We start from the raw sequence: 26,737 nt of genomic DNA, 5'->3' as shown, positions 1-26,737 counted from the left end.
GGGCCTATCCGGGATTTTGTGTGCGGGGCATATCATGAGGAATAAAGATCATGGATATGCCGATGAAGAAGAGACGCACAGCAGCCGCGCAGGCGGCGGCCCGTGGGCCGCTGCCTGAAGTGCCGGCCGAGTTACTGGACCATCTGGTCAAGGGACCGATGACGCCCAGCGAGGTTCAAGACCTGTTCCTGTCGTTCCAGAAAGCGGTAATCGAGCGGACGATGGCCGCGGAGATGAACCTGCATCTGGGATATCGGCCAGGCCAAGACAAGCCCGAAGGCCAGGCCAACGAGCGCAACGGCGCCAGCGGCAAGACGGTGCTGACCGAGCATGGCCCGGTGCGCGTGGAGCTTCCCCGCGACCGGGACGGCTCCTTCGCCCCGATCCTGATCCCCAAGCATGAGCGGCGCTTCACCGGTTTCGATGACCGGATCATCTCCATGTACGCCCGGGGCATGAGCGTGCGCGAGATCCAGGCGTTCTTGGCCGAGAGCTATGGCACCGAGGTATCGCCGGACTTCATCAGCTCGGTCACCGACGAGGTCATGGCCGAGACGATTGCCTGGCAGAACCGGCCGCTGGAAGCGATGTACCCGGTGGTGTTCTTCGACGCGCTGCGGGTCAAGATCCGCGACGACGGCGGGGTCAGCAACAAGGCGGTGTACCTGGCGCTGGGCGTGCAGGCCGATGGCCAGCGCGACGTGCTGGGCCTGTGGGTCGAGCAGACCGAGGGGGCCAAGTTCTGGCTCAAGGTCTTCAATGAACTCAAGACCCGGGGGTGCCAGGACATCCTGATCGCCGTGGTCGACGGCCTGAAGGGCCTGGCTGACGCCATCGGCACGGCCTTCCCGCGCACGACGGTACAGACCTGCATCGTGCACCTGATCCGCAACAGCCTGGATTACGCGGGATGGAAGGATCGCAAGGCCGTCGCTGCCGCGCTACGCCCGATCTACGCGGCCGCCAGCGCACAAGCGGCCGAGCAGGCGCTGCAGGGGTTCGCCGATGGGCCCTGGGGGACCAAGTACCCAACAATCGTTGCGGCCTGGCAGCGGGCCTGGGAGAACGTCACGCCCTTCTTCGTCTTCCCGCCGGACATCAGGCGCGTGATCTATACGACCAACGCCATCGAGAGCTTGAACATGCAATTGCGCAAGATCATCAAGACGCGCGGTCACTTCCCCACTGATGAGGCCGCCATCAAGCTCCTATGGCTGGCGCTACGCAACGTGCTGGCCAAGTCCGTGAGGGCGACCTTCGACTGGAAAGTCGCCATGAACCAGTTTGCTATCCTGTTCGGCGAACGGTTTACTGCGGCGCGGGGATAACAACTTTTAAAACGCCTCGCCCACAAAAATACGGACAGGCTCGCGAATGCTGCTCCAACCACGCATTGGTCATCAATCTACGAAGCTACGAAGCACGATCAGCATCGTCGCGACGCAAGACACCGCGTAAGCTCCCCAAGGCCGCCCGCGCGGCCGGCCGGGAGCGGGCCCCGCAAGACCCTCCACCACTCCCCACTGTGGAGCAGAACCCTAAGAAAACCGCCTGCCCCAGCGACCGGGAAATTGCTCTCAACGCAGCCCGTCGGGTCGGTGGCCGGTGGGGTGCGGGGCGTCGATAAGCCCGAGGGAATCCGTAGGGAGCCGGAGGCGTACGAGGATGACGGCGGGGGAATCCGGAGCGAAGGCTCCGGACCGCAATCGTTGACCCGCGCCCCACCGGCCACCGACCCAACGGGCGTCTTAAGAACCAACCCCACGCGCAACATGAACCACCGTCAAGGCAACCGATACTTCTCTTCCCGATAAACCCAGGATGCCCACAAAGCATGCGCCAACGCCTCATCCCTCAACACCGGATCCACAGGCTCCATCGCTGCGTAGGTTTCGTCGCGGCCGACGGGGGCTGCCTCGTAGCGGAATTCGCGCGGCGGTTTAGCCGGTTCCAGAACCAGCAGTTTGTCGCCCTGCAAGTAGCCGAAGTTGTCCGCGTACTGCATGATCGCGCGGTTCGGATCGCGTTGCGTCAGATCGGCGCCCAGCATCGGATTCACGTTATCCAACCCGATCAGCGACAGCAACGTCGGCGCCATATCGATCTGGCTGACCAGGCGTTCGTCCTGGCGCGGCGCGACGCCTGCGCCCAGGAACAGCGCCGGGATCTGGAAGTGGCGCACTGGCACGGGAATCGATCCGTATACGCGTGAATCGTGGTCCGCGATGACCAGGAACACCGTGTTCTCCCAGTATGGCGCTTTCTTGGCCTTCTCGAAGAACTGGCCCAGCGCCCAATCCGCGTAGCGCACCGTGTTGTCTACCGTGGCCGGGTCGCCGACCGGTTGGATGCGGCCTTCCGGGTACTCCCACGGCGAATGGTTCGAGACCGAAAACGCCAGCGTGAAGACCGGCTTGTCGCCATCGGCGCGCAGCAGGCGGTCGACCTGGTTGAACATGTCTTCGTCCGACGCGCCCCATGACCCTTCGAACACCGGATTCACGAACTTCGGGCGGTCCACGACTTCGTCGAAGCCGTTGCCCAGGAAGAAGGCGCGCATATTGTCGAAGTGCGATTCGCCGCCATAGACGAAGCGCGAGCGGTAGCCGTGCTTGCCCAGCACTTGGGCCAAAGTGAAGAAGCCGGTCTGCGAGCGCGGCAGTTTGACCACCGCGTCGGCCACGCTGGGGAGGAAACCCGCCGTCACCGCTTCGATGCCGCGCACCGATCGCGTGCCGGTAGCGTAGGCGCGGTGGAACATCCAGCCTTCTTTCGACAGGCGGTCGATGTTGGGGGTCAGGTCGCGGCCGCCCAGGCTGCCCACGTACTGCGCGCCCAGGCTTTCCTGCAGGATGATCACCACGTTCAGCGGCTTGTCGCGGCGCACCGTGGCCTTCTGCTCGTGCAGGCTGGGATAGCGCGGGTCCAGCGGCGCGCCCGTCAGGCCGGCCTTCTCGCGCACGATGGCGTTCATCTGGTCCACCGGCATGTTCGGATACATTGCCGCGGACGAGCGCTCGTCGCGCATCCGGTAGGCGGCGTCGAACACGCTGTACAGCGAATTCAACGCCAGTGCGTTGACCATGGCGTCGGAACTGAAGGCCACCTTGGCCGGGTTGATCGGCCGGTGTTCCAGCGTGCCGCGCGCGCCCAGCACCACCAGCGCCAGGATCACGAAGGACGCAATCGGGCGCTTCCACCATGCCATGAAAGAATCGCGCGAACGCACCGGGAACAGCTTGACCGCGAGCCAGGCAGCCAGCACCAGCACCACGAAAGCGGCCAGCAGCACGCCCTTGTAGCCCTGCCAGAGCATCGAGCCCACTTCTTTCGGATTCAGCAGATAGATGAAGTACAGGCGGTTGGGCCGCGTGTCGTATTCGGCGATGAACTGCGGCGTGGAGACTTCCAGCAGCACATACAACATCCACCACACGCGGAACCACCACGCGGTGATGCGTGCAGCCAGTGGCCGGTGCCCGAACCACGGCGAGAATACGGCGGGCAGCGCGATCACCATCGACAACAGGCAGACGTCGATGCGTAGTCCGCCGAACAGCACGGGCCAGAGCCCGCCCGCGGCCTGCACGCGGTCCCACATCCAGAACGACAGGCCCAGGCGGGACAGCGTCAGCATCACCAGGACGGCAACGATGAACCGTAGTGTCAGGCGACGCATGCGGCGGCCCTCCCGGTGCGGCGCGAAAGCGCCGGTTCAGATGAAAGGATCCTGCTGGTTGTGCCGAGCAAAGCCATGCCGCCTCGTAGTCCGGAAATGAAAACGGGCCAAGGTTAACGCGGTTTGGCAGGCGTTGGCAGTGACGACGCACACATCAAACGTTGTACGACATCATATTTCAAATGCCGAAGCACGCCTGCGCGCGCCCCGCCGCCTATTGCGCGCGGCGCAACCGTTCGCGGCTGTTGCTCAAATGCGTGCGCATGGCGGCGCGGGCGCTCTCGGCGTCCTGGCGCATGATCGCGTTGTAGATGTCTTCGTGTTCCAGGTTCACGCGCGCCAGATACGCTGCGCGATCTTCTTGCGCGAACTTGGCCGAATTGATGCGGGTGCGCGGAATGATGGCCGAACCCAGATGCGACATCAGGTCCGCGAAGTAGCGGTTGTCGGTGGATTGCGCCACCAGCAGGTGGAACTGGAAATCGGGGGTGATCGTGTCGCCGCCGTTTTCCAACGCGCTGCGGAACAGGTCCAACGCGCGGCGCATCTCTTGCAGCTGCACCTCGCTGCGACGGACGGCGGCAAGGCCGGCGGCCTCGCTTTCCAGGCAGATGCGCAATTCCAGCAGCACCAGCACGTCACGCACCGTGGCGATATCGGCGGGATCCACGCGGAAATCGCCGCTGCCGCTGGGCTCCAGCGCATAGGTGCCGACGCCGTGATGCGTTTCAACGAGCCCGGACGCTTGCAGGCGCGACAGCGCCTCGCGCACGACGGTGCGGCTGACGCCGAACTGACGCATGATTTCGGATTCGGTGGGCAGCTTGTCGCCCGGGCGGATGTCACCACCCCGGATACGTTCGGATATGTTCTCGACCAGGCCTTGGGCCAGGTTCCGGGGACGACGCTGCGGCAAGACGGGGGTATCGACAGGAGCGTTCATCAGGGATTATCCGAAGGCGGTTGCGCAAAGCTTGACGCTGAAATTTGGCGCTCATTATACTTTGCTCAAGTTGTACGATAACGTACCTGATAAGTCTACTCCCCCGCGCCCTCCACCGAGCATTGCGCCATGAGCCGAACTGTCAACAACATGCCTGCCTCGTTTCGCTGTCATCGTTTGTTATTGACCGGCGCCGCCGGCAACCTGGGCCAGGTATTGCGTCCCCGGTTGAAGGCCCACGCGGAGGTGCTGCGCGTGTCCGACCTTGCCGCGCCCGGCCCTGCCGGCCCCGGAGAAGAATCCGTCCCCTGCGATCTGGCCGATGCCGCCGCGGTATCCCGGCTGGTGCAGGGGGCAGACGCCATCGTCCACCTGGGCGGCGTCTCGGTGGAACGGCCCTTCGAAGAGATCCTGCCGGCCAACATCCAGGGCATCTACAACCTGTTCGAGGCCGCCCGCATCCATGGCGTGCAGCGCGTGGTGTTCGCCAGTTCGAACCACGTCATCGGCTTCTACGAGCAAGGCAAGCAACTGGACCCGAACGTGCCGCTCCGCCCGGACGGCTACTACGGCTTGAGCAAGGCTTACGGCGAGCACCTGTCGCGCTTCTATTTCGACCGCTACGGCATCGAAACCGTGTGCTTGCGAATCGGCTCCTCGTTTCCCGAACCCAGGGACCGCCGCATGATGGTCACGTGGCTCAGCTACGACGACCTGACCGATCTGGTCACGCGTTCGCTGTTCACCCCGGACGTCGGCCACCTGATCGTGTACGGCGCATCGGCCAACCGCGACAGCTGGTGGAACGACGACGCCGCCAAGGTATTGGGGTTCGTCCCCAAGGACTCGTCCGAACGTTTCCGCGCGCAGGTCGACGGGCAGCCCCCGCTGCCGGCCGACGACCCCGCCGCCCGCTATCAGGGCGGCGCATTCGTCAAGGCGGGCCCCTTCCCCTTCCCCGCCGACTCGACGGCCGAGTAATCCCGCCATGCCCACCACCCTGCCCGCAGCCGCCGAACGAATCGGGACCATGCTGTGCGGCGTAGGAGAAAGCCCGGTCTGGCGCGCCGCCGACCAGGCGTTCACCTGGACCGACATCCCCGGCAAGACGTTGTGGCGCTGGGCGCCGGCAAGCGGCGGCATCGCGCAATGGGCGCTGCCTCAGATGGCCGGCTGCATCGCCATGCGCGGCCCCGGCTGGCTGCTGGCGATGGAAGACGGCCTGTATGCCTGCAGCGCCCTGCACGACGGCAAGCCCTGTGTACCGCGTGCGCTGGCCCCCGTCGCGCACGCGGCGCCCGGCATGCGCTTCAATGACGGCCGTTGCGATCGGCAGGGCCGCTTCCTGGCGGGCACGATGGTCATGGACATGGGGCTGGCGCAGCCCGCCGGCAAACTCTACCGCTACGACGGCCGGGGTCTTGCCGTGCTGCTGGACGACCTGATCGTGCCCAACGGCATGGCGTTCAGCCCGGACGGCAGGACAATGTACCTGTCGGACTCGCACCCCTCGCGCGCCATGGTCTGGGCGTTCGACTACGACACCGACACGGGCACGCCGCGCAACCGCCGCCCGTTCATCGCCGCCTTGCCCGCCGGCCGCCCGGATGGCGCGGCCGTGGACACCGACGGCGGCTACTGGATCTGCGGCAACGAGGCCGGCCGCGTCTACCGCTATACGCCCGACGGCCGGCTGGACCGGACCCTTGCCGTCCCCGTCGCCCGGGTCGCGATGTGCGCGTTCGGCGGCGCCGGCATGGACACGCTGTTCGTCACGTCGATCCGCCCGCCATCGGCTGCCCCCGGCACGCTCGACGGCGCCGTATTCGCCCTGCGCCCCGGCGCGCAGGGGCTGGAGGACGCCGCAAGCGCCGGCTAGCACCCGATCGGGGCGCAGTCGCATGCCCCAAAGCGAAGTAAGCACGCCCGTCCATATCAAAGAGCTTCGAGGCCGTTCCGGCCATTGACGAAACGCCGTACTCCAACCGGAGGTAGACATGCTGCGCCCCACCCTGACCCGCGCCATTTTGGCGGCGGCTGCCTTGCTGACGCTGATTCCCGCCACCCACGCCGCCGAACTGCGTTCCGCCGACATCCATCCCGACGACTATCCCACCGTGCTGGCGGTGCGCCACTTCGGCGAACTGGTCAAGCAACGCACCAACGGCCGCATCACCGTCAAGGTATACGCGGGCGGCGCGCTGGGCAATGAAGACGATTCGATCGAACAGGTGAAGCTGGGCGCCCTGGCCATGGCCCGCGTCTCAAGCGCCGCCATGCACAACATCTGCCAGACGACCCGCGTGCCGTCGCTGCCCTTCCTGTTCCGTTCCAAAGAGCACTTGCACAAAGTGCTGGACAGCGATATCGGCGACCAGATCCTGCGCTCCTGCGAGGGCGCGGGCTTTGTCGGCCTGGCCTGGTACGACAGCGGCGCGCGCTCGATGTACACGCGCAACAAGCCGATCAAGACGCTGGCCGACGCGAAGGGCCAGAAGATCCGGGTGCAGCAATCCGACCTGTCGGTCGCCATGGTCGAGGCGATGGGCGGCAACGCCACGCCGATGCCGATGGGCGAGGTCTACACGTCCCTGAAGACGGGGCTGGTGGATGCGGCCGAAAACAATTTCCCCAGCTACGAAAGCGCGCACCACTACGAAGTCGCGAAGTACTACGCGATGACCGAACACACGATGACGCCCGAGATTCTGATCTTCTCCAAGCGCCAGTGGGACAAGCTGCCGCCCGACGACCAGAAGATCCTGCGCGAGGCGGCGCGCGAATCCGTGCCCTACATGCGCAAGCTGTGGGACGAGCGCGAACAGAAGTCCCGGTCCGTCGTCGAGCGCGCTGGTTCTCAGATCGTGGAAGTGGACAAGGCCTCGTTCCAGAACGCGATGAAGCCCGTGTACGAACGCTTCGTCACCACGCCCGAAATGAAAGACCTGGTCGCGAAGATCCAGGCCGTCCAGTGAGGGCACCATGTTGGCCACACCCACGAATGAAACCGAGATCGGCGCGGGGGGCCGGGCGCAAGCCCTTGCCGCCCCGCTGGATGCCTACACCCGAGGCTGCGCGGCGCTGGCGCGGCTCTGCATGTGGACGAGCGTGTTCGGGCTGGTCTGCCTGATCGTCGCCGTCACCTTGCAGATCGTCGGCCGCCACGTGCTCAACAGCACGCCGACCTGGGCGGAAAGCCTCGCGCTCCTGCTGGTGCTGTACGTGACCATGCTGGGCGCGGCCGTCGGCGTGCGCGACGCGGGCCACATCGGCTTCGAATCGCTGCTGGACGCGCTGCCCAAGGCCGGCCAGCGCCGGCTGCAGATCTTCATCCATCTGCTGGTGCTGCTGTTCGGCGTGCTGATGGCCTGGAACTGCGGCGTGCTGGCCGAATCCGTCGCGGCCTACAAGATCCCCAACCTGGGGATCTCGAACGCCTGGAAATACATCCCCGCAACACTGTCGGGCACCTTGATCGCGCTCTTCTCCATCGAGCACATCATCGCGATCCTGCGCAACCATAAGGTGGTACCGGCATGGCGCTGACACTGCTTTCATTCACGTTCATGGGGTTCCTGGTGATCGGCGTGCCGGTCGCCTTCGCCATCGGCCTGTCGTCCATCACCGCCATCATGGTCGAAGACCTGCCGGTGGCGGTGGCGTTCCAGCAAATGACTTCGGGCATGAACGCTTTCTCGTTCCTGGCCATCCCCTTCTTCATCTTCACGGGCGAACTCATGCTGTACGGCGGCATCGCCGACCGCATCGTGGCGTTCGCCAAGTCGCTGGTGGGGCATGTGCGCGGGGGGCTGGGCATGTCCAACGTGGTGGCCTGCACGCTGTTCGGCGGCGTGTCGGGGTCCCCCGTGGCGGACGTGTCGGCAATGGGTTCGGTAATGATCCCGATGATGAAGCGCGAGGGCTATCACGCGGACTACGCGGTGAACGTCACCACGCACGCCGCCCTGGTCGGCGCGCTGATGCCCACCAGCCACAACATCATCATCTACACGCTGGCGGCGGGCGGCAAAGTGTCGATCGCGGCGCTGATCGCGGCCGGCGTCGTGCCGGCGGTGATCCTGACCTTGTGCAACCTGGCGGCGGCGTACTTCGTGGCGCGCAGCCGGGGGTATCCGGCGGGCACCTTCCCCGGCTGGCACATCGTGCTGCGTTCGTTGATCGCCGCGGCGCCGGGCCTGTTCGTGGTGGTGCTGATCATCACGGGCATCCTGAGCGGCGTCTTCACCGCGACGGAATCGGCGGCGGTGGCGGTACTGTACGCGCTGGCGCTGACCGTCTTCGTGTACCGGTCGCTGACCTGGGACCAGTTCGTGCGGGCGGCCAGCAAGGCGGTCAAGACGACCGGCGTCGTCCTGCTGCTGATCGGCATTTCGGCCACCTTCGGCTACCTGATCAGCTTCTACGGCGTGGCCGAGAAGACGGGCGAGCTGATGGCATCGGTGTCGACCAGCCCGTGGGCCATCTTCCTGATGGTCAACGTCATCCTGTTCGTGCTTGGCACGTTTCTGGACATGGCCGCCACCATCCTGATCTGCACGCCGATCTTCCTGCCGATCTGCATGCAGTACGGCATGGGGCCGGTGCAATTCGGGATCGTGATGCTGCTGAATTGCGCATTGGGCCTGAACACGCCCCCGGTCGGGACGACGCAGTTCGTCGGCTGCGCGATCGGCGGCGTATCGGTCGGCACCGTGATGCGGACGATCTGGCCGTTCTACGGCGCCTTGCTGGCCGCGCTGGCGTTGGTGACCTACGTGCCGGCCTTTTCGCTCTGGCTGCCTGGCGTACTTCTTAACTGACCGGAGGAGTCCCGGGACGCGCCGCGCACGCGGTGCCGTCCCGCGATCACCGGATAAAAGAACAGTGCCGCCAGGAACCACAGCAACGCGGCGGACCAGAGCGTCTGGCTCAGGAAATGGGCGCCCTGCAAGATGCGCACCACTGAAAACCCGACGCCCGCAGTCGCGCCGACTAACAGCCCCCACCAGCGCCAGGCCGGCCGCCCAAGGGCCCAGCCGGCGAAATACAGCGTCAGCATCGAATAGCCCGCGCCCGCATGGCCGCTCGGCATGGCGCCCCCGCCGCGCGCACGCGCCCAGGTCCACCAGTGCAGCGGATACGGCGTGTAGCCGCCCAGGGTCTCCAGGTCATAGGGCCGTGGCAGCGTCGTGTAGTGCTTGAGTTGATTGACCGCCAGCTGCCCCACCAGGCAAGTCGCCGCCAGGGCCAGGGCCGGCCCGCGCCAGGGCCGCCAGGCCGGGATGCGGAAACTGGCCGCCACCACGCCCACGGCCGCCAGCGCCACGCCGATCGGCAAGGCCAGCACCATGCGGTGCCCCACCAGGTCCAGCCAGCGGTTCACGTGCAGCGGGAAATCGTCCAGGGCGGGATCGAACAACGCCCGTGCGATCCGCAGGTCCAGCCCCGACGCATTTGCCCACCAGGCCAGACAGGCAAGCGCCAGCGTCACGCCGATCAGCTGACTGCAGAGGTACCAGACGGGCGACGGCGCGCGCGCCGCAGGCAGCAAAGAGGACGACATGGGTCGATAGACGAGAGACGCATCGGACAAGCGGAAAGCTTAGTTCGCCGAAAGTCGAAATTTCGTCAAATTCGACCCTGTCCCACCGACGCGGCACTCCCCGAAGCAGTGCCGGACGCGTCGGCGATGCCAGCCTCGAACCGGAGGAAGAAGCGCGTCCCCCGGGATTCCGGTTCGCGAGATGATTCGACGGTCAGCGACCAGCCTTGCATGTCGCAGACACGCTTGGCGATCGCCAGCCCCAGGCCGCGGGCGGTTTCGTCGCGGTCGCCGGTGTTGGAATCCCGCATCCGTCCGCTGTAGTAGCGGCGGAACAGGAACGGCAGATCGCCGGCGGCGATCCCCTTGCCGTCGTCGCTCAGCTCCAGCACGCCCGGCGCGCTGAACCGGGTCGTCAACGTCGCCGGTGCGGCGTGCTCCACCGCGTTGCGCACCAGATTGCGCAGCACGGTCAGCAGCGCATAGCGGTCCAGCGTCAGGACATGGCCGGGCGCGATCTGATTGTCCCAGCGCAGTTCGGCCTGTCCGGCCTGGGCCTCGTAGCCGCGCCACGCGTCCTCCATGCACTCGGCGACGTCCACGGGCGCCGGTGGCAGCAACTGGTCGCGCGCCATCGCCCGGGCGCTTTCCAGGCAGACGATCACGTCATCCACGTTGTCCACTACGCGGGTCAGACGCTGGCGCTGGTCTGGCGTAAGCGCCTGGGTCAGCAGCATCAGTTCGCTGTCCGAACGGATGGCGGCCAGCGGCGTGCGCACCTCATGGCTCAGGTTGCCCGCGAATTCGCGTTCGCGGGCGATCGACCTATCAACCTGATTCTGCACCCGGTTGAAGGCCTCGATCAGCCGGCCGGCCTCGTCGTCGCGCGTGACCGCCATGTCGGGGGATCCCGGCGCCCAGGTCGCCAGCCGGTCGGTCAAGTCCAGCAACGGCCCCACCGCCACCGCCGCCACCCGGCGCGACAGGGCATAGGCGCCGATCACGCAGATGGCGCCGACCCCGAGCACGATCAGGCCGAAATCGTGCACGCGCTCTTCGTTGTCGGTGGCGTCGTACAGCAGGTAGACCTTGCCCCGCCCCGTGTCGGCCACCATCACGTGCCAGGTGTAGGCCCCGGGCTCGATCAGGTGCAGGCCGCTATCCAGCCCTAGGACTTCGTCAGGAATGCCCGCGGGGCGCTGGCCGTCCACGCTCATCCATGCCCGCATGGAACCGCCCAGCTCACGCGCGCCCTGGCGCGGCATGAACTCGTCGCTGGCGCGCGCGTGCTGGACCAGCCGGTCCATTTCGGTATTGAGGATGTCGTTGACCAGATCGTCTTCCATCTGATCGAAGGTCAGATAGGCCAGCAAGGCCAGCGCCGTCACGAACAGCGCGACCGTGCCCGTCAGCGCCCACACCACCCGCTGGGTCAACGTGCCGCTGGCTGCGCGCGTCATGGCGCGCCTCCGGCCGCGACCAGCCGCCAGCCGGTGCCGTGCATGGTCTCGATGCCGTCGAAACCGGCGTCGGCCAAGGCGCGGCGCAGCAGATGGACCTGGCTGCGCAGCGCGTCGGAAGACGGCGGCTCGTTGCCCCACAGCAGGGACTCCAGTTCTTCGCGCGACACCAACCTGCCCGGATCGCGCATCAGCGCCTCCATGATCAGGCTGGCCTTGCGCGTCAGATGCACCGGCGTGCCATTGACCGATACGCCGCGGCTGCGTGTGTCGTATTGCAGTGGGCCGAACTGGCGCACCGAATCCACCGTAGCCCCTTTCGCGCGCTGGATCAGGGCCAGCAGGCGGGCCTCGACTTCCAGCAGGGCGAAGGGCTTGGTCAGATAGTCGTCCGCGCCGTGCGAAAACCCCGCCAGCTTGTCCTCGAGGCTGTCGCGCGCGGTCAGCATCAGCACCGGGAGGGACGCCCGCATGTCGTTGCGCAGAATGTGCAGGACGGCGTTGCCGTCCATGCCGGGCAGGCCGATGTCCAGGATCACGGCATCGAAGCGCTGCTCCTTCAAGCGCTCCAGCGCGGCGTGGCCGGTATAGGCCACGTCCGGCAGGAAGCCCCGGGTCTCCAGGAAGGTGTAGAGATTGCCGGCGATGATGTGATCGTCCTCGACGATCAGGATCCGGTTATTCGCACCCGCTGCGGGGCTGGCAGCCATAATTGAGTTCCCTGTTGGAAGGTTGGATCGGCCTGTGTCCGGTCGGCCTACGCTTGCAGCACCTTGCCCGGGTTCATCAGCCCTTGAGGGTCCAGCGCGCGTTTGATACGACGCATCAGCGCCAGTTCGACCGGGCTCTTGTAGCGCGGCAGTTCGTCGCGCTTGAGCTGTCCGACGCCGTGTTCGGCGCTGATGGAGCCGCTGTGCGCATGCACGCTGTCATGCACCACGCCATAGATTTCGCTTTGCAGCGCCAGCAGCTCGCTCTCGGTCTGACCGGGCGCGTTGGCCACGTTGTAGTGCAGGTTGCCGTCGCCCAGATGGCCGAAGATCACGTGGCGCACGCCGGGAAAGCGCGCTTGCAGCAAGGCATTGGTCTTGTGCACGAACCCGGCGATGGATGAAATGGGGATCGACACGTCGTGCTTGACCGATTTGCCCAACTCGGCCTCGGCCAGCGGGATGCTTTCGCGCAAGTGCCACAGCGCCTTGCTCTGCGCCACGTTGGCGGCAATGGCCGCATCGTTGATCAGGCCCGCGTCGATGGCGTCGCCCAGCACGGCCTCGAAGCGGTCGCGCGCATGCGCCTCGCTTTCGCTGTCGGACAGTTCCAGCAGCGCGAACCAGGGCGATTCGGCGGAACCGCCTTCAAACGGCAGGCGCTGCTGCGGGAACAGGCGCACCACGGCTTGCAGGCAGGCGCCGCTCATGAGCTCGAAGCCGGTCAGCGCCGCGCCGAAGCCCGAACGCGCCCGCGACAGCAGATCCACCGCGTGGTCGATCGTATCCAGCGTCAGCAGCGCGGTGCACGAGGCCACCGGGCGCGGGAACAGCTTCAGCGTGGCGGCGGTGATGATGCCCAGCGTGCCTTCGCTGCCGATGTACAGGTCGCGCAAGTCGTAGCCGGTGTTGTCCTTGCGCAAGCCGCGCAAGCCGTTCCAGACCTCGCCTTCCGCGGTCACGACTTCCAGGCCCAGGGTCAGGTCGCGCGTGTTGCCGTAGCGCAGCACCTGCGTGCCGCCGGCGTTGGTGGCCAGGTTGCCGCCGATCGTGCAGCTGCCTTCGGCCGCCAGGCTGAGCGGAAACAGCCGGTCGGCCCCCGCGGCGGCCTCTTGAACGGCTTGCAGGACGCAGCCGGCCTCGACCGTGATGGTGTCGTTGGCGGTATCCAGGTTGCGCACGGCGGTCAGACGGGTCGTGGATAGCACGACGGCGCGGCCGGAGTCGTCCGGCGTGGCGCCGCCGCACAGACCGGTGTTGCCGCCTTGCGGCACCACCGGCACGCCATGGTGCAGGCACAGCTTCACGGCGGCGGCGACTTCCTCGGTCGATCCTGGCCGGATGACCGCCAACGCCGTGCCACGATAGCGCCTGCGCCAATCCTGCACATAGGATTCGGCGTCCGCGCCGGTCAGCACGTGGGAGAACCCCAACAGGGACTGTAGATCGCTCAGCAAAGTCATAGGCGCCGCACAAGAAAGGCCTGGTATCGCCCAGGCGCAGGTCAAGGGATGTGCGGACTATTGTAGGGGCGGAATCGCCTCGGCCGAGGCGCCCTAGCCGACCGCCTGGTCCAGCCGCGTGCCGGTCAGCCCGGAGCAGTAGGCCCTTGAGGCGATGCGGTTCATCAGGAAAGCCCGGTCAACGCCCGCGGGCCCCGGCATTTCGGACAGCGCGCGGTAGGCGCGGCGCAGGGCCTCGCCGCGGGTCGCGCCGCACACGAGCAAACGGGTGCAGGGCAGACGACGGTCGACGCAGCCGTCGATGCGCATTTCCAGCGCATGGGCAGCATCCGGGTCATGCCCCGTCACGGGCGAACCGGCGGCGTTCGGCTGGGCTTCGGCGCCCGTCACACGGAACACGCCGCTGCGGTCGTCCAGCGAAAACGCCACCGTGCCCATCCCCTGCCATCCGCGGTCGCGGGCGACATCGGCGGCGATGACGCGCAACGCGGCCTCGACCGACGACGGCAGATGCGGCGCCGGGCACTCGGCGATCAGCACCCGGGCCTCGCGCCAGACGCAGCGCTCCCAGGCGCGGCCCGTGGCCAGTTCGCCGGTTTCAGATACGAATACATGGATATCAAGCCGGCGCTCGCGGCCCGCGGCCGGGCCGGCATAGTCCGTGGGGGGGCCGCGCCTGCTGGTGGCTCCCCTAGACGACATGACAGTAGAAACTTTGGCACCCATGGCCCCTCCCGGTCTTTCTGCTTGCATGGCAAGCGTATCACCTTCGGATGACGAGCAATTTCCATGCCACGCCGTGCCCCCTGGCAACGGCCCTTTCGGCGGCCAGGGAACCCGCACCGGATCAAGGCGGCTCGCCCCCGCATGCACCAAATCAGGGCGTGCGCCAACTCTTAAGATGCCCTACTCCGCCCGCCGGATGAGGCGCTACCCGCCAATGGGGGATAATTCCACCTAATCCTATTAACAGACGGGTTTTGGCATCCGGGTTTACCCCTTGAATCTTGTCAAACCCGCATTGCAACCCGCTTATCAAGGAATCGTCGTGGGCGATCACAACACGCAGTTTCCCGCCTCTGTCTTCAAGGCCTATGACATCCGCGGCACCGTCCCGGACCTGATCGACGCCTCCTTCGCCCGCGCGTTGGGCGGGGCGCTGGCCGCCCGCGCACGCGCCGAGGGCGTGCAGACTTTGGTCGTGGGCCGCGACGGCCGCCTGAGCAGCGAAATGCTGTCGACCGCGCTGCAGGAAGGCATGCTGGAAGGCGGCGTGGACACCCTGGACATCGGGATGGTCCCGACCCCCCTCGTCTATTTCGCCACCCATATCATGCAGTGCGGGTCCGGCGTCGCCATCACGGGCAGCCACAACCCGCCCAAGTACAACGGCTTCAAGATGATGATGGGCGGACGCGCGCTGTACGGCGACGACGTGCAGGCCCTGAGCACGGCGATGAACGGCGCCGCCGCGGCCCCGGCGGCGCAGCCCGGTGTCCGTCGCCAACTGGACTTGATCGCGTCCTACATCGCGCGTGTGGCATCCGGCGTCAAGCTGGCCCGCCCCATGAAGATCGCGATCGACTGCGGCAACGGCGTCGCCGGCGCGGTCGCGCCCCAATTGTTCCGCGCGCTGGGCTGCGAGGTCACCGAGCTGTACTGCGAGGTGGACGGCACCTTCCCCAACCACCATCCCGACCCCGCCGAGCCCAAGAACCTGCAAGACCTGATCAAGTGCGTGGCGGAAACCGACTGCGAACTGGGACTGGCGTTCGACGGCGACGGTGACCGTCTGGGCGTGGTCACGAAATCCGGCCAGATCATCTGGCCCGACCGCCAACTGGTGCTCTTCGCCCGCGACGTGCTGGACCGCAACCCCGGCGCCACCATCATCTATGACGTGAAGTGCAGCCGCCACGTGGGCCTGTCCGTTGAAGCCGCCGGTGGCCAACCGCTGATGTGGAAGACCGGCCACTCGCTGGTCAAGGCCAAGCTGGCTGAAACCGGCGCGCCGCTGGCCGGTGAAATGAGCGGCCACATCTTTTTCAAGGAACGCTGGTACGGCTTTGACGACGGCCTGTACACCGGCGCGCGCCTGCTGGAAATCGTGTCGCGCTTCGCCGACGCGTGCGCGCCGCTGGAAGCCCTGCCGCAAGACGTGTCCACGCCCGAACTGAAGCTGGAAATGGAAGAAGGCCAGCCCTTCACCCTGGTCCAGGCCTTGCAGGACCAGGGCCAGTTCCCCGACGCCCGCCGCGTGATCACCATCGACGGCGTCCGCGCGGAATACGCGGATGGCTTCGGCTTGGCGCGCCCGTCCAACACCACGCCCGTCGTCGTGCTGCGTTTCGAAGCGCAGACCGCCGAAGCGCTTGAGCGCATCCAGGCCGACTTCCGGCGGGAGCTGGGCAAGCTGGCGCCGGAAGCCAAACTGCCTTTCTGAACCGCCCATGTCACTTCCCAACAGCCCGGCCTGGCAACAATTCACTGCGGCAGCGAACACCGCGTCGCGACGCGGCGAGCAATTGCGGTTGATCAACGCTCCGGGGCTGCGCCTGGACCTGAGCGCGCAAGCCCACTCCCCCGCCTTGCAGGACGCGTCGGCGGCGTTGCTGGCGCAGCAAGGTTTTGACGGCGCGCGCGCCACGCTGTTCGATGGCGGCAACGCCAACTGGACCGAAGGGCGCGCCGCCTGGCACACCGCCCTGCGCGCCCCGCAACCGCCGGCGGCGGTCGCCGGCGCCGTGCTGGCCGAACGCGAACGCCTGCGCGAATTCGTGCGCGAGGCCGACGCAGCGGACCGCTACGGCTACGTACTGCACCTGGGCATCGGCGGCAGCGATTGGGGCCCCCGCATGGTAACGCGCGCCCTGCGCCATGGCGGCGCGAAGCGGGAAGTACGCTTCGCGTCCAACGTGGACTCGCACTCGGTCGCCGACGCCATGAGCCGGCTGGACCCGCATGACACGCTGGTCATCGTCGCGTCGAAATCCTTCACGACGACCGAGCCGCTGGCCAACGCTGAAGTGGCGATGAACTGGCTACGCGAAGCCGGCGTGGCCGATCCCATCAAACAGGTCGTGGCGATCACCTCCAACGTCGAAGCCGCGCTGAACCTGGGGATATTGCCTGACCACATCTTCCAGATCTGGGATTGGGTGGGCGGCCGCTACTCGCTATGGTCCGCGATCGGCCTGCCGATCGCACTCGCGTTGGGCAACGATGCGTTCGACCAGCTGCTGGCTGGCGCTGCCGCCATGGACGAACACTTCCGCACCGCGCCGATCGAAGAGAACGCGCCGGTGCAGTTGGCGCTGGCGGGTGTCGTCAACCGCAGCGTGCTGGGCTATGACTCGCTGGTGATCGCGCCTTACGACTCGCGCCTGTATCACATCGTGCCGTGGGCGCAGCAGCTGGAAATGGAGTCGCTGGGCAAAGTCGCCACCGCCGACGGCAGCCCGGCGGGCGTGCCGACCGGGGCCGCGATCTGGGGCATGTCGGGCACCGACTGCCAGCATACGTTCTTCCAATGGCTGCATCAGGACACCATGGGCGCGCCCGTGGACTTCATCCTGTGCGAACAGCCCGACCACGACTATGCCCGCCACCATGAACTGCTGATCGCCAATTGCCTGGCGCAGCGCTCGGCGTTGCTGCGCGGCAAAACCTTCGACGAGGCCCTGGTGGAAACCTCAGCCACCGAACGTGACCCGGCCCGCGCACGCCTATTGGCGCAACACCGCGTCCACCCGGGCGGTCGGCCGTCATCGCTGATCGTGCTGCCTCGCCTGGAAGCCTACACGCTGGGCGCGCTGCTGGCGCTGTACGAGCACAAGGTGTTCGTACAGGGCGTGATCTGGGGCATCAACCCGTTCGACCAATGGGGCGTGGAGTTCGGCAAGGTACTGGCCAAGAACATCATGCGCGAGCTGGACTCGCCGCAGACCAGCCAGCAGGATCCGTCCACGCGCTTCTGGATCGACGCGATCTCGCGCCGCCACTAAGGCATCACAACGAACCCTGACGGCACGCCCCCGCGCCGTCAGGCGCTGAGCGTATCGTAAAGCGCCACGTGGGTGCGGGCGACCTGCTCGATATCGAATTCGCGTTCAGCCAGCGCCCGGCCCGCGGCGCCCATCGCCTGCCGCAATGCGGCGTCTTCGACCAGGCGGGCGATCGCGTCGGCCAGGGCCGGCGCGTCCCGCACCGGCACCAGCAATCCCGTTTCGCCAGGCTCGATCGCATCCCGGCAGCCGGGCACGTCGGTCGTCACGACGGCGCGCGCGCATGCGGCGGCTTCGATCAGCGATTTGGGCAGGCCTTCCCGATACGACGGCAGCACGGCGATGTGGGAGGCCGCGTACAACGCCGGCACATCCGAACGTTCGCCCAGCGCCTGGACCGCCCCGTCGCGTTGCCAGGCGTCCACCTCGGCCTGCGTGGCCGACGCGGGGTTGCCTGCGTCCACGCCGCCCACCAATTGCATCGTCACCGGCACGCCGCGCTGGCGCAGGATGCCCGCGGCCTGCACGAACTCCTGCACGCCCTTGTCGCGCAACAGGCGGGCCACCATCGTGACCACGACCGGCGGCGAAGTCGGCTCGGGCAGTGCGCGATAGGCGTCCAGATCGACGCCCGCGCCGCGGATCATGACGACCTGCGCGTCGCGCACCGCGCCCAGCGACTTCAACAAGTCGCGGTCATTGGCGTTCTGGAAGATCACCCGGCTGTTGGGGTGCCCCAATGCGATCCGGTACAGCCTGGCCACGACGGCGCGCACCAGCCGCATCTTCAGCGAATTGGACAGGAACACGAAGCCCAGGCCGGAAATCGCGGCCACCATGCCCGGTACGCGAGCCAGGCGTGCGGCGATGCCGCCGTAGAGCACGGGCTTGATGGTGACCAGGTGCACCACGTCCGGACGCACGCGCCGGAACAGGCGGACCAGGGCCAGCAGCGTGCCCAGCTCCTGCAGGGGATGCTTGCCGCTGCGCGTCATCGGGATGGCGTGGTGCGTCATGCCCAGCGCCTGAATGTCGGCCACGGCGGGGCCGTCCATCGTGGCCACATGCACGTCGTACCCCGCGCGCTGCGCGGCCTGCGCCACCGGCACGCGGTGCGACATGAAAAATGCCGGGTTATTGACGACGAACATCAAGCGGCGGCCGGCGCTCATGCCTGGACTCCAGAAATGCGGCGCCATACGGCGAGGTAACGTTGCACCATCCGGGCAAGGTCGAAATTTTCCAGCACGCGGGCGCGTCCGGCTTCGCCGGCCCGCCCGCTGCCGCGCGCCGCCACGTCGCACAAGGCCGTCTCGATGCCGCGCGCCAGCGCCTCGGCCTGTTCGGGCGGCACCACGATGCCGGTGTCGCCGACGATATAGGCGGCGTCGCCAACGTCGGTCACCACGCAGTAGACGCCGCAGGCCATCGCCTCGGCCACCACGTTGGGAAAGCCTTCCGCGCAGCTGGACAGCACATGCAGGTCCAGCCCGTTCATCACCGCGGGCACGTCGTCGCTGGGTCCCGCCAGGATCAGGCGTTCGCGCAGATCCAGTTTATCGATCAAAGCGGCCAGTTCGGCGTTGTCAGGCGTCATGCCGCGCCCGACCAGCACGCAGCGCAAGCCCCCGTCGCGGCCGTCGCGCACCAGCGCGGCCACGGCGCGCAGCAAATTGGCGTGATCCTTGAGCGGGTCCCAACGGGCCACGCAACCGATCACGGGTGCATCCTCCGACAGCCCCCATTGCGCCCGAACACGCGCTCGGGCCTGGGCGTCGGGCGCATAGCGGGACAAGTCATAGCCGTTCGAGATCACCACCATGCGGTCGCGCCGGTAACCCTTTTCGGCGTGGCGTTCGGCGGCGTTCTGCGCGGCGCAGACGATCGCGCGGGGCACGCTGCCCGACAACAGGGCGCACGCGCGCAACACCAGCCGGGCCGAACGGCTACTGCGTTCCAGGTGGGCGCCCGAATTGCGAATGCCCCAGGCGATGGCGCGCACGCCCGCGAGACGGGCCGCCAGGCCGCCGATCAGGTCGGCGTGGTACATCCAGGTCTGCACGGCATCGGGGCGGCTGCTTGCGATCAACCGGCGCAAGGCTAGGAAGCCCCCCAGGCTGACGCGGCCGCGCTTCATGCCCAGCGCGTGCACGGTCACACCGGCGGCGCGCAGGCGCTCGCCATAGATGCCCTCGTCGGTCAGCGACACGACGATGTGCTCCGCGGGTTCGGGATACGTCGCCAGGCGAAGCAGCACCGATTCCGCGCCGCCCTGCCCCAGGCCGGTGATGACGTGCAGAATGCGCAGTGCCGGGGTGCTCATTGCCCCTCCCGCACCGCTTCGAACAGTTCGTCCCATTCCGACAACACACTGGCCAGCGCATAGCGATGGCGCACCGCCGCCGCGCCGCGTTCGCCCAGTTGCCGACGCAGGTTCAGATCGCCCATCACGCGCTGCAACGCGTCGCGCAGGGCGCCGCGGTCGCCGGCCGGCACCAGCAGCGCATCCTGGCCGTCGCGCGTCATCTCGCGCGGGCCGCTGGGGCAATCGAACGCCACGCAAGGCAGGCCCAGCGACATGGCCTCCAGCAGAACATTGGGAAAGCCCTCGACCAGCGAGCTCAGCACAAAGGCCTGACCTTTCGCCAGCTCTTCCCAAGGCGCTTCCGTGCGGCCGGGCAGGCTGATTCGCGATTGCAGGCCCAGGCGGGCGACTTGCGCCTCAAGCGCGGCACGCTCGGGGCCTTCGCCCCAGATGCGCAGGTTCCAGTCCGGATTCGACGGCGCCAACTGCGCGAAGACATCGATCAGCAGATCGAATTGCTTGTCTGTCACCAGCCGGCCCATCGCCAGCAGGTCGCGCGGCCCGTCCTCGATGCGCTGCGCCACGCGCGGCGCGTCCAGCAACGGGGCGGGCAAGGGATTGGGAATGACGGCCAGGCGCTTGATACCAGGCACCTGGCGCGAGAACGGGCCGGCGGTGTCTTCCGCCTGCACCGTCACCATGTCGGCGCGCGGATAGAGCAGGCGGCGCAGCTTGCGCCACACGGTTCCCGTGGTGGTCTCGGCGACCGGATTGGTGCGCTCGCAGACGATGAGCGGCACGCCCAGGCCGCGCGTCGCGAGGATGGCGGCCACATTGACGTTGGTCAGGAACGACACCACCACATCGGGCTTGGTGTCGCGGATGTGCTTGCGCAACGCCAGGAGGCGCTTGAACGCGGCCATCGGGCCCGAGACCCGCGTGCCCGCCAAATCCGCCAGCCAGGCCAATTCGACCTTGTCCGACAGCGGATAAAAGCAGGTGCCCTTGGACGAGTAGGTGGGCGTCAAGGTAACGGATTCCCCGCGTTCGGCCCATGCGTTGACGAGCGTGGCCGCGACCCGTTCGGCGCCGCCCGCATGCATGGAACTGACCAGCATCAATATTCTCATTCGTCAGAGACTCCCAATAGATCCCCCTTGATCCGGTCCGGCGCGATAACGGTCCAACCAGGCCTGCATCATCAGGACGCCCCACAGATGGCTGTCCCAATTGCGATGGCCCGACGTATGTTCCCGCCACTTGCGCAGGATGGGTTCCGGTTCGAACCAGCCTTCCTGACGCAGGCGCACGGGGTCCAGCAATGCTTCCGCCCAGTCCCGCAAGGGGCCGCGCAGCCAGGCGGCCAGCGGCACGGCGAAGCCGCGCTTGGGGCGGTCTACCAGGGCTTGCGGCACATGGCGATGCAGCACTTGGCGCAACAGCCACTTGCCCGTGTTGCCGCGCACCTTGTATTGGTGCGGCAGGCTCCACGCGAATTCATAGACGCGGTGGTCGATCAGCGGCACGCGCGTTTCCAGGCTGACCGCCATCGCGGCGCGGTCGACCTTCACCAGGATGTCGTCGGGCAGGTAAGTCACCGTGTCCAGTTTCATCATGGATTCGAAGGTCGATCCCTGCATGGCACGCGCGAATTCCGAGACCGGTTCCACCCCGCCCTTGACCACCTTGGACGGATCCGCCCAGTACGACACGAAGTGGCGGTAGAAGTCGCCGCGCGAGTCGGTGCGCAGCAGTTCGCCCAGCTTGCCGACCTTGCCGCGCCAGGCGCCGCGCCCGGGCAGATGGGTGGAGGCGGAGAGCAGCGCTCCCGCGGGCTTGCGCAGCAGTCCGGGAACGCGTTCGCATTGCTGCCACCAGTTGTTCACGCGGAAATAGCGCGAATAGCCGCCGAAGAGCTCGTCGCCGCCGTCGCCCGACAGCGCTACGGTAACGTGCTGACGCGCCATTTTCGTGACAAGCGAGGTCGGGATCTGCGACGAATCGGCAAACGGCTCGTCGTACATGTCCGCCAACGACGGCACCACGGCCAGCGCGTCTTCCGCCGTCACGTAGAGCTCGGTATGGTCGGTGCCCAGGTGCGTGGCCACGGCCTTCGCGTGCTGCGCCTCGTCATAGCCTTTTTCGTGGAAGCCGATCGCGAAGGTGCGTACCGGCTTGCCGCTTTGCGCCTGCATCAGGGCCACGATGGTGGACGAATCGATGCCGCCCGACAGGAAAGCGCCCAGACTCACGTCAGCCAGCATCTGGCCGCCGACCGCCTTGGACAGCACGCCTTCCAGCGCTTCGGTGGCTTGCGCATCCGACTCGAACGTCAACAACGATTTGGCGGCGGCGTCAGCGGCGTCTCGCGCCGACCAGTACACGCGCGGTTCGGGCATGCGGCGGCTGCGGGTGTCGTCGGCCGTGAGTTCGACCCAGGTGCCCGGCGGCAGCTTGGCAATGCCTTCATAGATGGATTGCGGCGCCGGAATGTAGTTGTGCCGCATGAACGACGCCAACGCATTGCGGTTCAGGTCGCGGCCGAATCCCGGGATGGGCATCAGACCCTTCAATTCCGACGCGAACACCAGTTCGGCGCCGGAATAGCCGTAGTACAGCGGTTTTTCGCCCATGCGGTCGCGCGCCAGCACCAGCTTGCGCGACGCGCGGTCCCACAGCGCGATCGCGAACATGCCGACGGCGGCCTGCAAGGTCGCCTCGATGCCCAGCGCGGTGAAGCCCGCCAGCAGGGTTTCGGTGTCGGAGTGGCCGCGCCACGAAGGCGCCAGCGCGGATTGCTCCAGCTGCTTGCGGATGTCCAGGTGGTTGTAGATCTCGCCGTTGAAGACCATCACATAGCGGCCGCAGGCGGACGCCATAGGCTGGTGGCCCGCTTCGGTCAGGTCCAGGATCGCCAGGCGAACGTGCGCCAGGGCCAATTCGGCCCCGGCGTCTTCCCAGAAACCGTTGCTGTCCGGCCCGCGGTGGCGGATGCGGCGGCAGCTTTCCGCCAGCACGCGTTCCTTGTTCCCGAGGGGGCCCCAAATTCCGACTATTCCACACATGATGTAGTTCTCGTGGTCACCGTAGCAACGGCATGCCGCGTAGGCCTAGCGGCCGGTTGCGCGCACGCCGTCAAAAAGTTCTTGCCATTGTTGCAGCACGCGCGTGGCCGAAAACCGGTCGCGCACGTCAGTCGCCGCCTGCGCCATGCGCTGCCGCGCGGCGTCATCGCCCATGACGTCCGCCAGCGCCTTGCACAGCGCGGGCACATCGCCATTGGGCCGGACCAGCACGCCGTCGATCCCTTCCCGCACGATCTCGCGCGGACCGGTATCGCAATCGAACGACACGGCGGCCAGGCCGCTGGCCATCGATTCAAGCAAGGTGTTGGACAAGCCTTCGAAGCGGGACGTCAGCACGTACAGATCGGCGTTTTCGTACCAATCGCCGACGTTGCCGGCGCGTCCGGGCATCGAAACCCGCGACGCCAGGCCGGCTTGGCCGACCTGCGCTTGCAGGGCGGCGCGTTCGCCGCCTTCGCCCAGAATAACCAGATCCCAGTCCGGATGCGACGGCGCCAGGGTGGCGAACGCCTGGATCAGCAGGTCGAAGCCCTTGTCCGCATGCAGCCGGCCGACCGCCAGCAGGCGTTTGCGCCCGTCGCCGGACACCGGCGCCAGCAACGGTTCGGCGCGCGGCAACGGCCAATGCACCGGGTTGGGGATGACCGCCAGCCGGGAGCCGGGCACGTGCTGCTCGATCCAGGCTGCCGTGCCGCGCGTCAATGCGACGACCCGAGCCGCGCGCGGATAGGTCAGCCGGCGCAGGCGCAGCCACAGGCCCGACAGGGTCTGCGACGGCGGATGGGTGTGTTCCGTGGCGATCACGCGGCAGCCCAGGCCGGCGCTTGCCAGCACGGAAAGCACGGATGCCGTCGTCATCATGCCCAACACAATGTCCGGACGGAACGCCTTGATCACCCGGCGCAGCGCGCGCACGCGCTGCACGTTGCCCCAGATGCCGCGCCAGCCGCCGCCCTCGCCCGCCGTATGCAGGACTTCGCGGCGGACCTTGGGGTGCAGGGCATAGACATCGCCTTCGATGCCGGCCTGCGTCACCACCATCACCTCGCGCCCCATCCCGGCCCAGTGGGCGCTCAGGTCGGCGGCAACGCGTTCAGCGCCGCCGCCATGCAGCGAATGGATGAACAGCAGGACGCGCAAGGCACGGCCGGAATCGGCTTGGGACATTCAATCGGCCTCCTTGGGTTCGGCCTTGCGCATCGCCACCACCAGGTAGCAAGCGAAGGACAGCACATACATGAGGCTGGTCGCCAACATGATGCCGGCCGCGCCCATCTTGGGCGCCAGCACGGTGTTCAACACGGCCTTCAGCGCAAAATTGGCGACCGCGATGGCGGCCATGATGCGGTAGCGGTTCTGGCTGGCCAGCAACTGCACCAGGATCAGCACGCCGAAGTAGAAAGGCAATTGCAGCAGGCCCCAGCGCAGCACATGCGCGACGGCCTCGGTGTTTTCGGCGGTGAAGGCGCCGCGCTGGAACAGTACGGACACGCCCCACGGCGCCAGCACCCAGCCGATCGCGACCGCCACGGCGCCCGCCCCGACCATCAGCACCGACCATTTGAGCGCCATGCTGCGCGCACGGCCGGTGTCGCCCCGGGCCTGCACGTCGGCCAGCACCGGCAGCGCGGCGCGGCCCACCGACACGGCGCCGATGCCCAGCAGCAGGGACAGCAGCCGGCTCGCGTAGCCCAGCGTCGCGTTCGCGTTGGCGCCCAGGTTGGCGGCGGCATACTGGTCCAACGGGCCGACGAAGCTCATCGCCACCTGCCCGATCAGCATCACGCCGGCGGCGCCCATCAATTCAGGCCAGTGCGGCGAACGCAGCGTCAGGCGCGGCGCGCCCCAGAACCCGCCGTCCGCCCGCGCGGCCAGCCAGGCCAGCCAGACAGTCTGGATGGCGTAACCCACCAGCGTGCCCCACAGCAGCGGCCCCACGCCATCGGCGCTGACGGCCAGCATCACCCAGGCCAGCGTGGCCACGGCGGGCACGCTGTCCAGCAACGTATTGACGTGGCGTTCATGCGCGCGCAGGCGCGCCGCGCTGATGCCCGCGATCAGCAGCAGCGCGGACACCGGCGCGAAGGCGACGAGCAGATCGCCCGTCATGCCCCGCACGCGCTCGGGCAAGCCCTTGCCCAGCAGGTCCACCACATACGGCCAGGCGAACCAGGTGGCGATGGCCAGCGCAATGCCGGCCGCCGCCACCCAGCCTTGGAGTTCTTTGATGAATTGGTCGCGTTCGGCGTCTTCCGCGCGGCGCAGCCGCACGAGCACCGGGATCAAGACCACCGACAGCACGCCCACGATCGTGACCGGCAGCCAGGTGGCCATGGTCATCGTGAACTGATAGGCGTCCACGGCGTCGCTGACGCCGTACCGGTAGGCCACCGCCATCTCTTTGATGGCGCCGGCGGCCTTGCCCAGCAGCAGGAACACGGCCACCCGGAAAGCGCCCTTGAAGATGCGCTGATGGTCCGGGTGGATGTTGCCGAGTTTGCGGATGAGTGCTTTCAAATCAACGCAGGAATTGCGTGTACCAGGGCATGGCCACTTCCAGGCCTTGCAGCACCGTATGCGACGGCGCGTAGCCCAGCAGGCGGCCGGCCTTGCCGACGTCGGCCTGCGAATGGCGCACGTCGCCCGCGCGGAAGTCGGCATACACCGGCTTCTTGCCATAGTCCACGTTCTGGTTGCCCAGGGCCTTGACCAGGAAGCCGAACAGGTCGTTCAACGTGCTGCGGCCGCTGACGGCCACGTTGTAGACCTGGTTGCGGCCTTCCGGCGGCGCCATCGCGGCCAGCAGGTTCGCCTGCACCGCGTTGTCCACGAAGCAGAAGTCGCGGCTGGTCTCGCCGTCGCCGTTGATGGTGACGTCGTCGCCCTTGATCATCGCGGCGGTCCACTTCGGGATCACCGCGGCGTAGGCGCCATCCGGGTCCTGGCGCTTGCCGAACACATTGAAGTAGCGCAGGCCCACGGTCTCGAACCCGTACGAGCGCGCGAACACGTCGGCATACAGCTCGTTCACGAACTTGGTCACGGCGTAGGGCGACAACGGCTTGCCGATGTTCTCTTCCACCTTGGGCAGCGCCGGGTGGTCGCCGTAAGTGGAGCTGGACGCCGCGTAGACGAACGACTTCACTTCCGCGTCACGCGCGGCGACCAGCATATTCAGGAAACCGCCGATATTCACCTCATTGGTGGTGATCGGATCCTTCAGCGAACGCGGCACGGAGCCCAGCGCGGCTTGATGCAGCACGAAGTCCACGCCCTGGACTGCGCGGCGGCAGGCGTCCAGGTCACGGATATCGCCTTGCACGAAGGTAAAGCGCGCCCATTGCTCGGCCGAGACCGACGTGCGCACTTCATCCAGGTTGCGCTGGTGGCCGGTGGCGAAGTTGTCCAGGCCGGTGACGGTCTGGTCCAGTTTCAGCAGGGTTTCCAGCAGGTTCGACCCGATGAAGCCGGCGCATCCGGTCACGAGCCACTTGCGCGGCGCTGCCGCCAGCTCCTGCTTGATGGTGTCAAAGCGTGTCGTCATA

22 protein-coding genes are annotated in these 26,737 nt (G+C 67.1%); 8 read left to right on the top strand and 14 right to left on the bottom strand.

Annotated features, from left to right (window positions below; translation table 11 throughout):
• Positions 1–56 precede the first annotated feature (56 nt).
• The gene (locus tag A9973_RS10870) at positions 57–1,328 is read left to right on the top strand and encodes an IS256 family transposase (protein WP_183013799.1); all 1,272 of its coding nucleotides are present in this window, start codon (positions 57–59) and stop codon (positions 1,326–1,328) included.
• Between the two features lie 455 nt (positions 1,329–1,783).
• Here A9973_RS10870 and A9973_RS10865 read toward each other — a convergent pair whose 3' ends face one another.
• Positions 1,784–3,679 (bottom strand): LTA synthase family protein, encoded by a 1,896-nt coding sequence (locus tag A9973_RS10865; protein WP_183013758.1) that lies wholly within the window; start codon positions 3,677–3,679, stop codon positions 1,784–1,786.
• A 214-nt stretch (positions 3,680–3,893) separates the two neighbouring features.
• On the bottom strand, positions 3,894–4,622 hold the full coding sequence (locus A9973_RS10860; RefSeq protein WP_183013757.1) for a FadR/GntR family transcriptional regulator: 729 nt from the start codon (positions 4,620–4,622) through the stop codon (positions 3,894–3,896).
• A gap of 129 nt (positions 4,623–4,751) precedes the next feature.
• On the opposite strand from A9973_RS10860, the gene A9973_RS10855 reads away from it, so the two are divergent.
• The 5 genes from A9973_RS10855 (at position 4,752) to A9973_RS10835 (ending at position 9,442) form a co-directional block, all read left to right on the top strand.
• Entirely contained in the window at positions 4,752–5,603 is an 852-nt protein-coding gene (locus A9973_RS10855; RefSeq protein WP_183013756.1) for an NAD(P)-dependent oxidoreductase, read from the top strand.
• Between the two features lie 7 nt (positions 5,604–5,610).
• Positions 5,611–6,501 (top strand): SMP-30/gluconolactonase/LRE family protein, encoded by an 891-nt coding sequence (locus A9973_RS10850; RefSeq protein WP_255469106.1) that lies wholly within the window; start codon positions 5,611–5,613, stop codon positions 6,499–6,501.
• Positions 6,502–6,619: 118 nt separating this feature from the next.
• Positions 6,620–7,597: a TRAP transporter substrate-binding protein gene (locus A9973_RS10845; RefSeq protein WP_183013755.1), complete on the top strand. Its 978-nt coding sequence runs from the start codon at positions 6,620–6,622 to the stop codon at positions 7,595–7,597.
• Between the two features lie 7 nt (positions 7,598–7,604).
• Entirely contained in the window at positions 7,605–8,168 is a 564-nt protein-coding gene (locus tag A9973_RS10840) for a TRAP transporter small permease (RefSeq protein WP_183013754.1), read from the top strand.
• Positions 8,159–9,442 (top strand): TRAP transporter large permease, encoded by a 1,284-nt coding sequence (locus A9973_RS10835; protein WP_183013753.1) that lies wholly within the window; start codon positions 8,159–8,161, stop codon positions 9,440–9,442. The genes A9973_RS10840 and A9973_RS10835 overlap by 10 nt, the downstream gene beginning before the upstream one ends.
• On the opposite strand, the gene A9973_RS10830 is transcribed toward A9973_RS10835, so the two are convergent.
• From A9973_RS10830 to A9973_RS10810, 5 genes are all read right to left on the bottom strand, one after another.
• Positions 9,394–10,185 carry a phosphatase PAP2 family protein gene (locus tag A9973_RS10830; protein ID WP_183013752.1) on the bottom strand — a complete coding sequence of 264 codons (792 nt, stop codon included), beginning with the start codon at positions 10,183–10,185 and terminating at the stop codon, positions 9,394–9,396. The two genes, A9973_RS10835 and A9973_RS10830, sit on opposite strands and share 49 nt — an antisense overlap.
• Before the next feature lie 65 nt (positions 10,186–10,250).
• On the bottom strand, positions 10,251–11,624 hold the full coding sequence (locus A9973_RS10825) for a HAMP domain-containing sensor histidine kinase (protein ID WP_183013751.1): 1,374 nt from the start codon (positions 11,622–11,624) through the stop codon (positions 10,251–10,253).
• Positions 11,621–12,334 carry a response regulator transcription factor gene (locus A9973_RS10820; RefSeq protein ID WP_183013750.1) on the bottom strand — a complete coding sequence of 238 codons (714 nt, stop codon included), beginning with the start codon at positions 12,332–12,334 and terminating at the stop codon, positions 11,621–11,623. Before A9973_RS10820 ends, A9973_RS10825 begins: the two co-directional genes overlap by 4 nt.
• A gap of 47 nt (positions 12,335–12,381) precedes the next feature.
• The gene (locus A9973_RS10815; RefSeq protein ID WP_183013749.1) at positions 12,382–13,797 is read right to left on the bottom strand and encodes an FAD-binding oxidoreductase; all 1,416 of its coding nucleotides are present in this window, start codon (positions 13,795–13,797) and stop codon (positions 12,382–12,384) included.
• A gap of 93 nt (positions 13,798–13,890) precedes the next feature.
• Entirely contained in the window at positions 13,891–14,523 is a 633-nt protein-coding gene (locus A9973_RS10810) for a BPTD_3102 family carboxylase-like protein (RefSeq protein WP_183013748.1), read from the bottom strand.
• A 322-nt stretch (positions 14,524–14,845) separates the two neighbouring features.
• Between A9973_RS10810 and A9973_RS10805 the strand changes: the two genes are divergently transcribed.
• Both A9973_RS10805 and pgi read left to right on the top strand, forming a co-directional pair.
• Positions 14,846–16,240, top strand: a complete 1,395-nt coding sequence (locus A9973_RS10805) for a phosphomannomutase/phosphoglucomutase (RefSeq protein WP_183013747.1) — start codon at positions 14,846–14,848, stop codon at positions 16,238–16,240.
• 7 nt (positions 16,241–16,247) lie between these two features.
• A complete protein-coding gene (gene pgi, locus A9973_RS10800) occupies positions 16,248–17,801 on the top strand; it encodes a glucose-6-phosphate isomerase (RefSeq protein WP_183013746.1) in 1,554 nt (517 codons plus the stop codon).
• Positions 17,802–17,839: 38 nt separating this feature from the next.
• On the opposite strand, the gene A9973_RS10795 is transcribed toward pgi, so the two are convergent.
• Genes A9973_RS10795 through A9973_RS10765 form a run of 7 tightly spaced genes read right to left on the bottom strand, consistent with a single transcriptional unit; the run spans position 17,840 to position 26,736 of the window.
• On the bottom strand, positions 17,840–18,973 hold the full coding sequence (locus tag A9973_RS10795; protein ID WP_183013745.1) for a glycosyltransferase family 4 protein: 1,134 nt from the start codon (positions 18,971–18,973) through the stop codon (positions 17,840–17,842).
• Entirely contained in the window at positions 18,970–20,124 is a 1,155-nt protein-coding gene (locus A9973_RS10790; RefSeq protein ID WP_183013744.1) for a glycosyltransferase, read from the bottom strand. The genes A9973_RS10795 and A9973_RS10790 overlap by 4 nt, the downstream gene beginning before the upstream one ends.
• Positions 20,121–21,236 carry a glycosyltransferase family 4 protein gene (locus A9973_RS10785; protein ID WP_183013743.1) on the bottom strand — a complete coding sequence of 372 codons (1,116 nt, stop codon included), beginning with the start codon at positions 21,234–21,236 and terminating at the stop codon, positions 20,121–20,123. Before A9973_RS10785 ends, A9973_RS10790 begins: the two co-directional genes overlap by 4 nt.
• Positions 21,237–21,239: 3 nt before the next feature.
• The gene (gene asnB, locus A9973_RS10780) at positions 21,240–23,171 is read right to left on the bottom strand and encodes an asparagine synthase (glutamine-hydrolyzing) (RefSeq protein ID WP_183013742.1); all 1,932 of its coding nucleotides are present in this window, start codon (positions 23,169–23,171) and stop codon (positions 21,240–21,242) included.
• Positions 23,172–23,216: 45 nt separating this feature from the next.
• Positions 23,217–24,359, bottom strand: a complete 1,143-nt coding sequence (locus A9973_RS10775) for a glycosyltransferase family 4 protein (RefSeq protein ID WP_183013741.1) — start codon at positions 24,357–24,359, stop codon at positions 23,217–23,219.
• Entirely contained in the window at positions 24,360–25,709 is a 1,350-nt protein-coding gene (gene murJ / locus A9973_RS10770; protein ID WP_183013740.1) for a murein biosynthesis integral membrane protein MurJ, read from the bottom strand. It abuts the gene before it with no gap.
• A gap of 1 nt (position 25,710) precedes the next feature.
• On the bottom strand, positions 25,711–26,736 hold the full coding sequence (locus tag A9973_RS10765) for an SDR family oxidoreductase (RefSeq protein ID WP_183013739.1): 1,026 nt from the start codon (positions 26,734–26,736) through the stop codon (positions 25,711–25,713).
• Position 26,737: the final 1 nt, after the last annotated feature.

It is taken from the genome of Achromobacter sp. UMC46 (assembly GCF_014170335.1).
In the GTDB taxonomy this organism is placed as follows: Bacteria; Pseudomonadota; Gammaproteobacteria; order Burkholderiales; family Burkholderiaceae_B; genus Achromobacter.
Note: the sequence above shows the minus strand (reverse complement) of the source record. Positions and strands in the feature narration are given on the sequence as shown.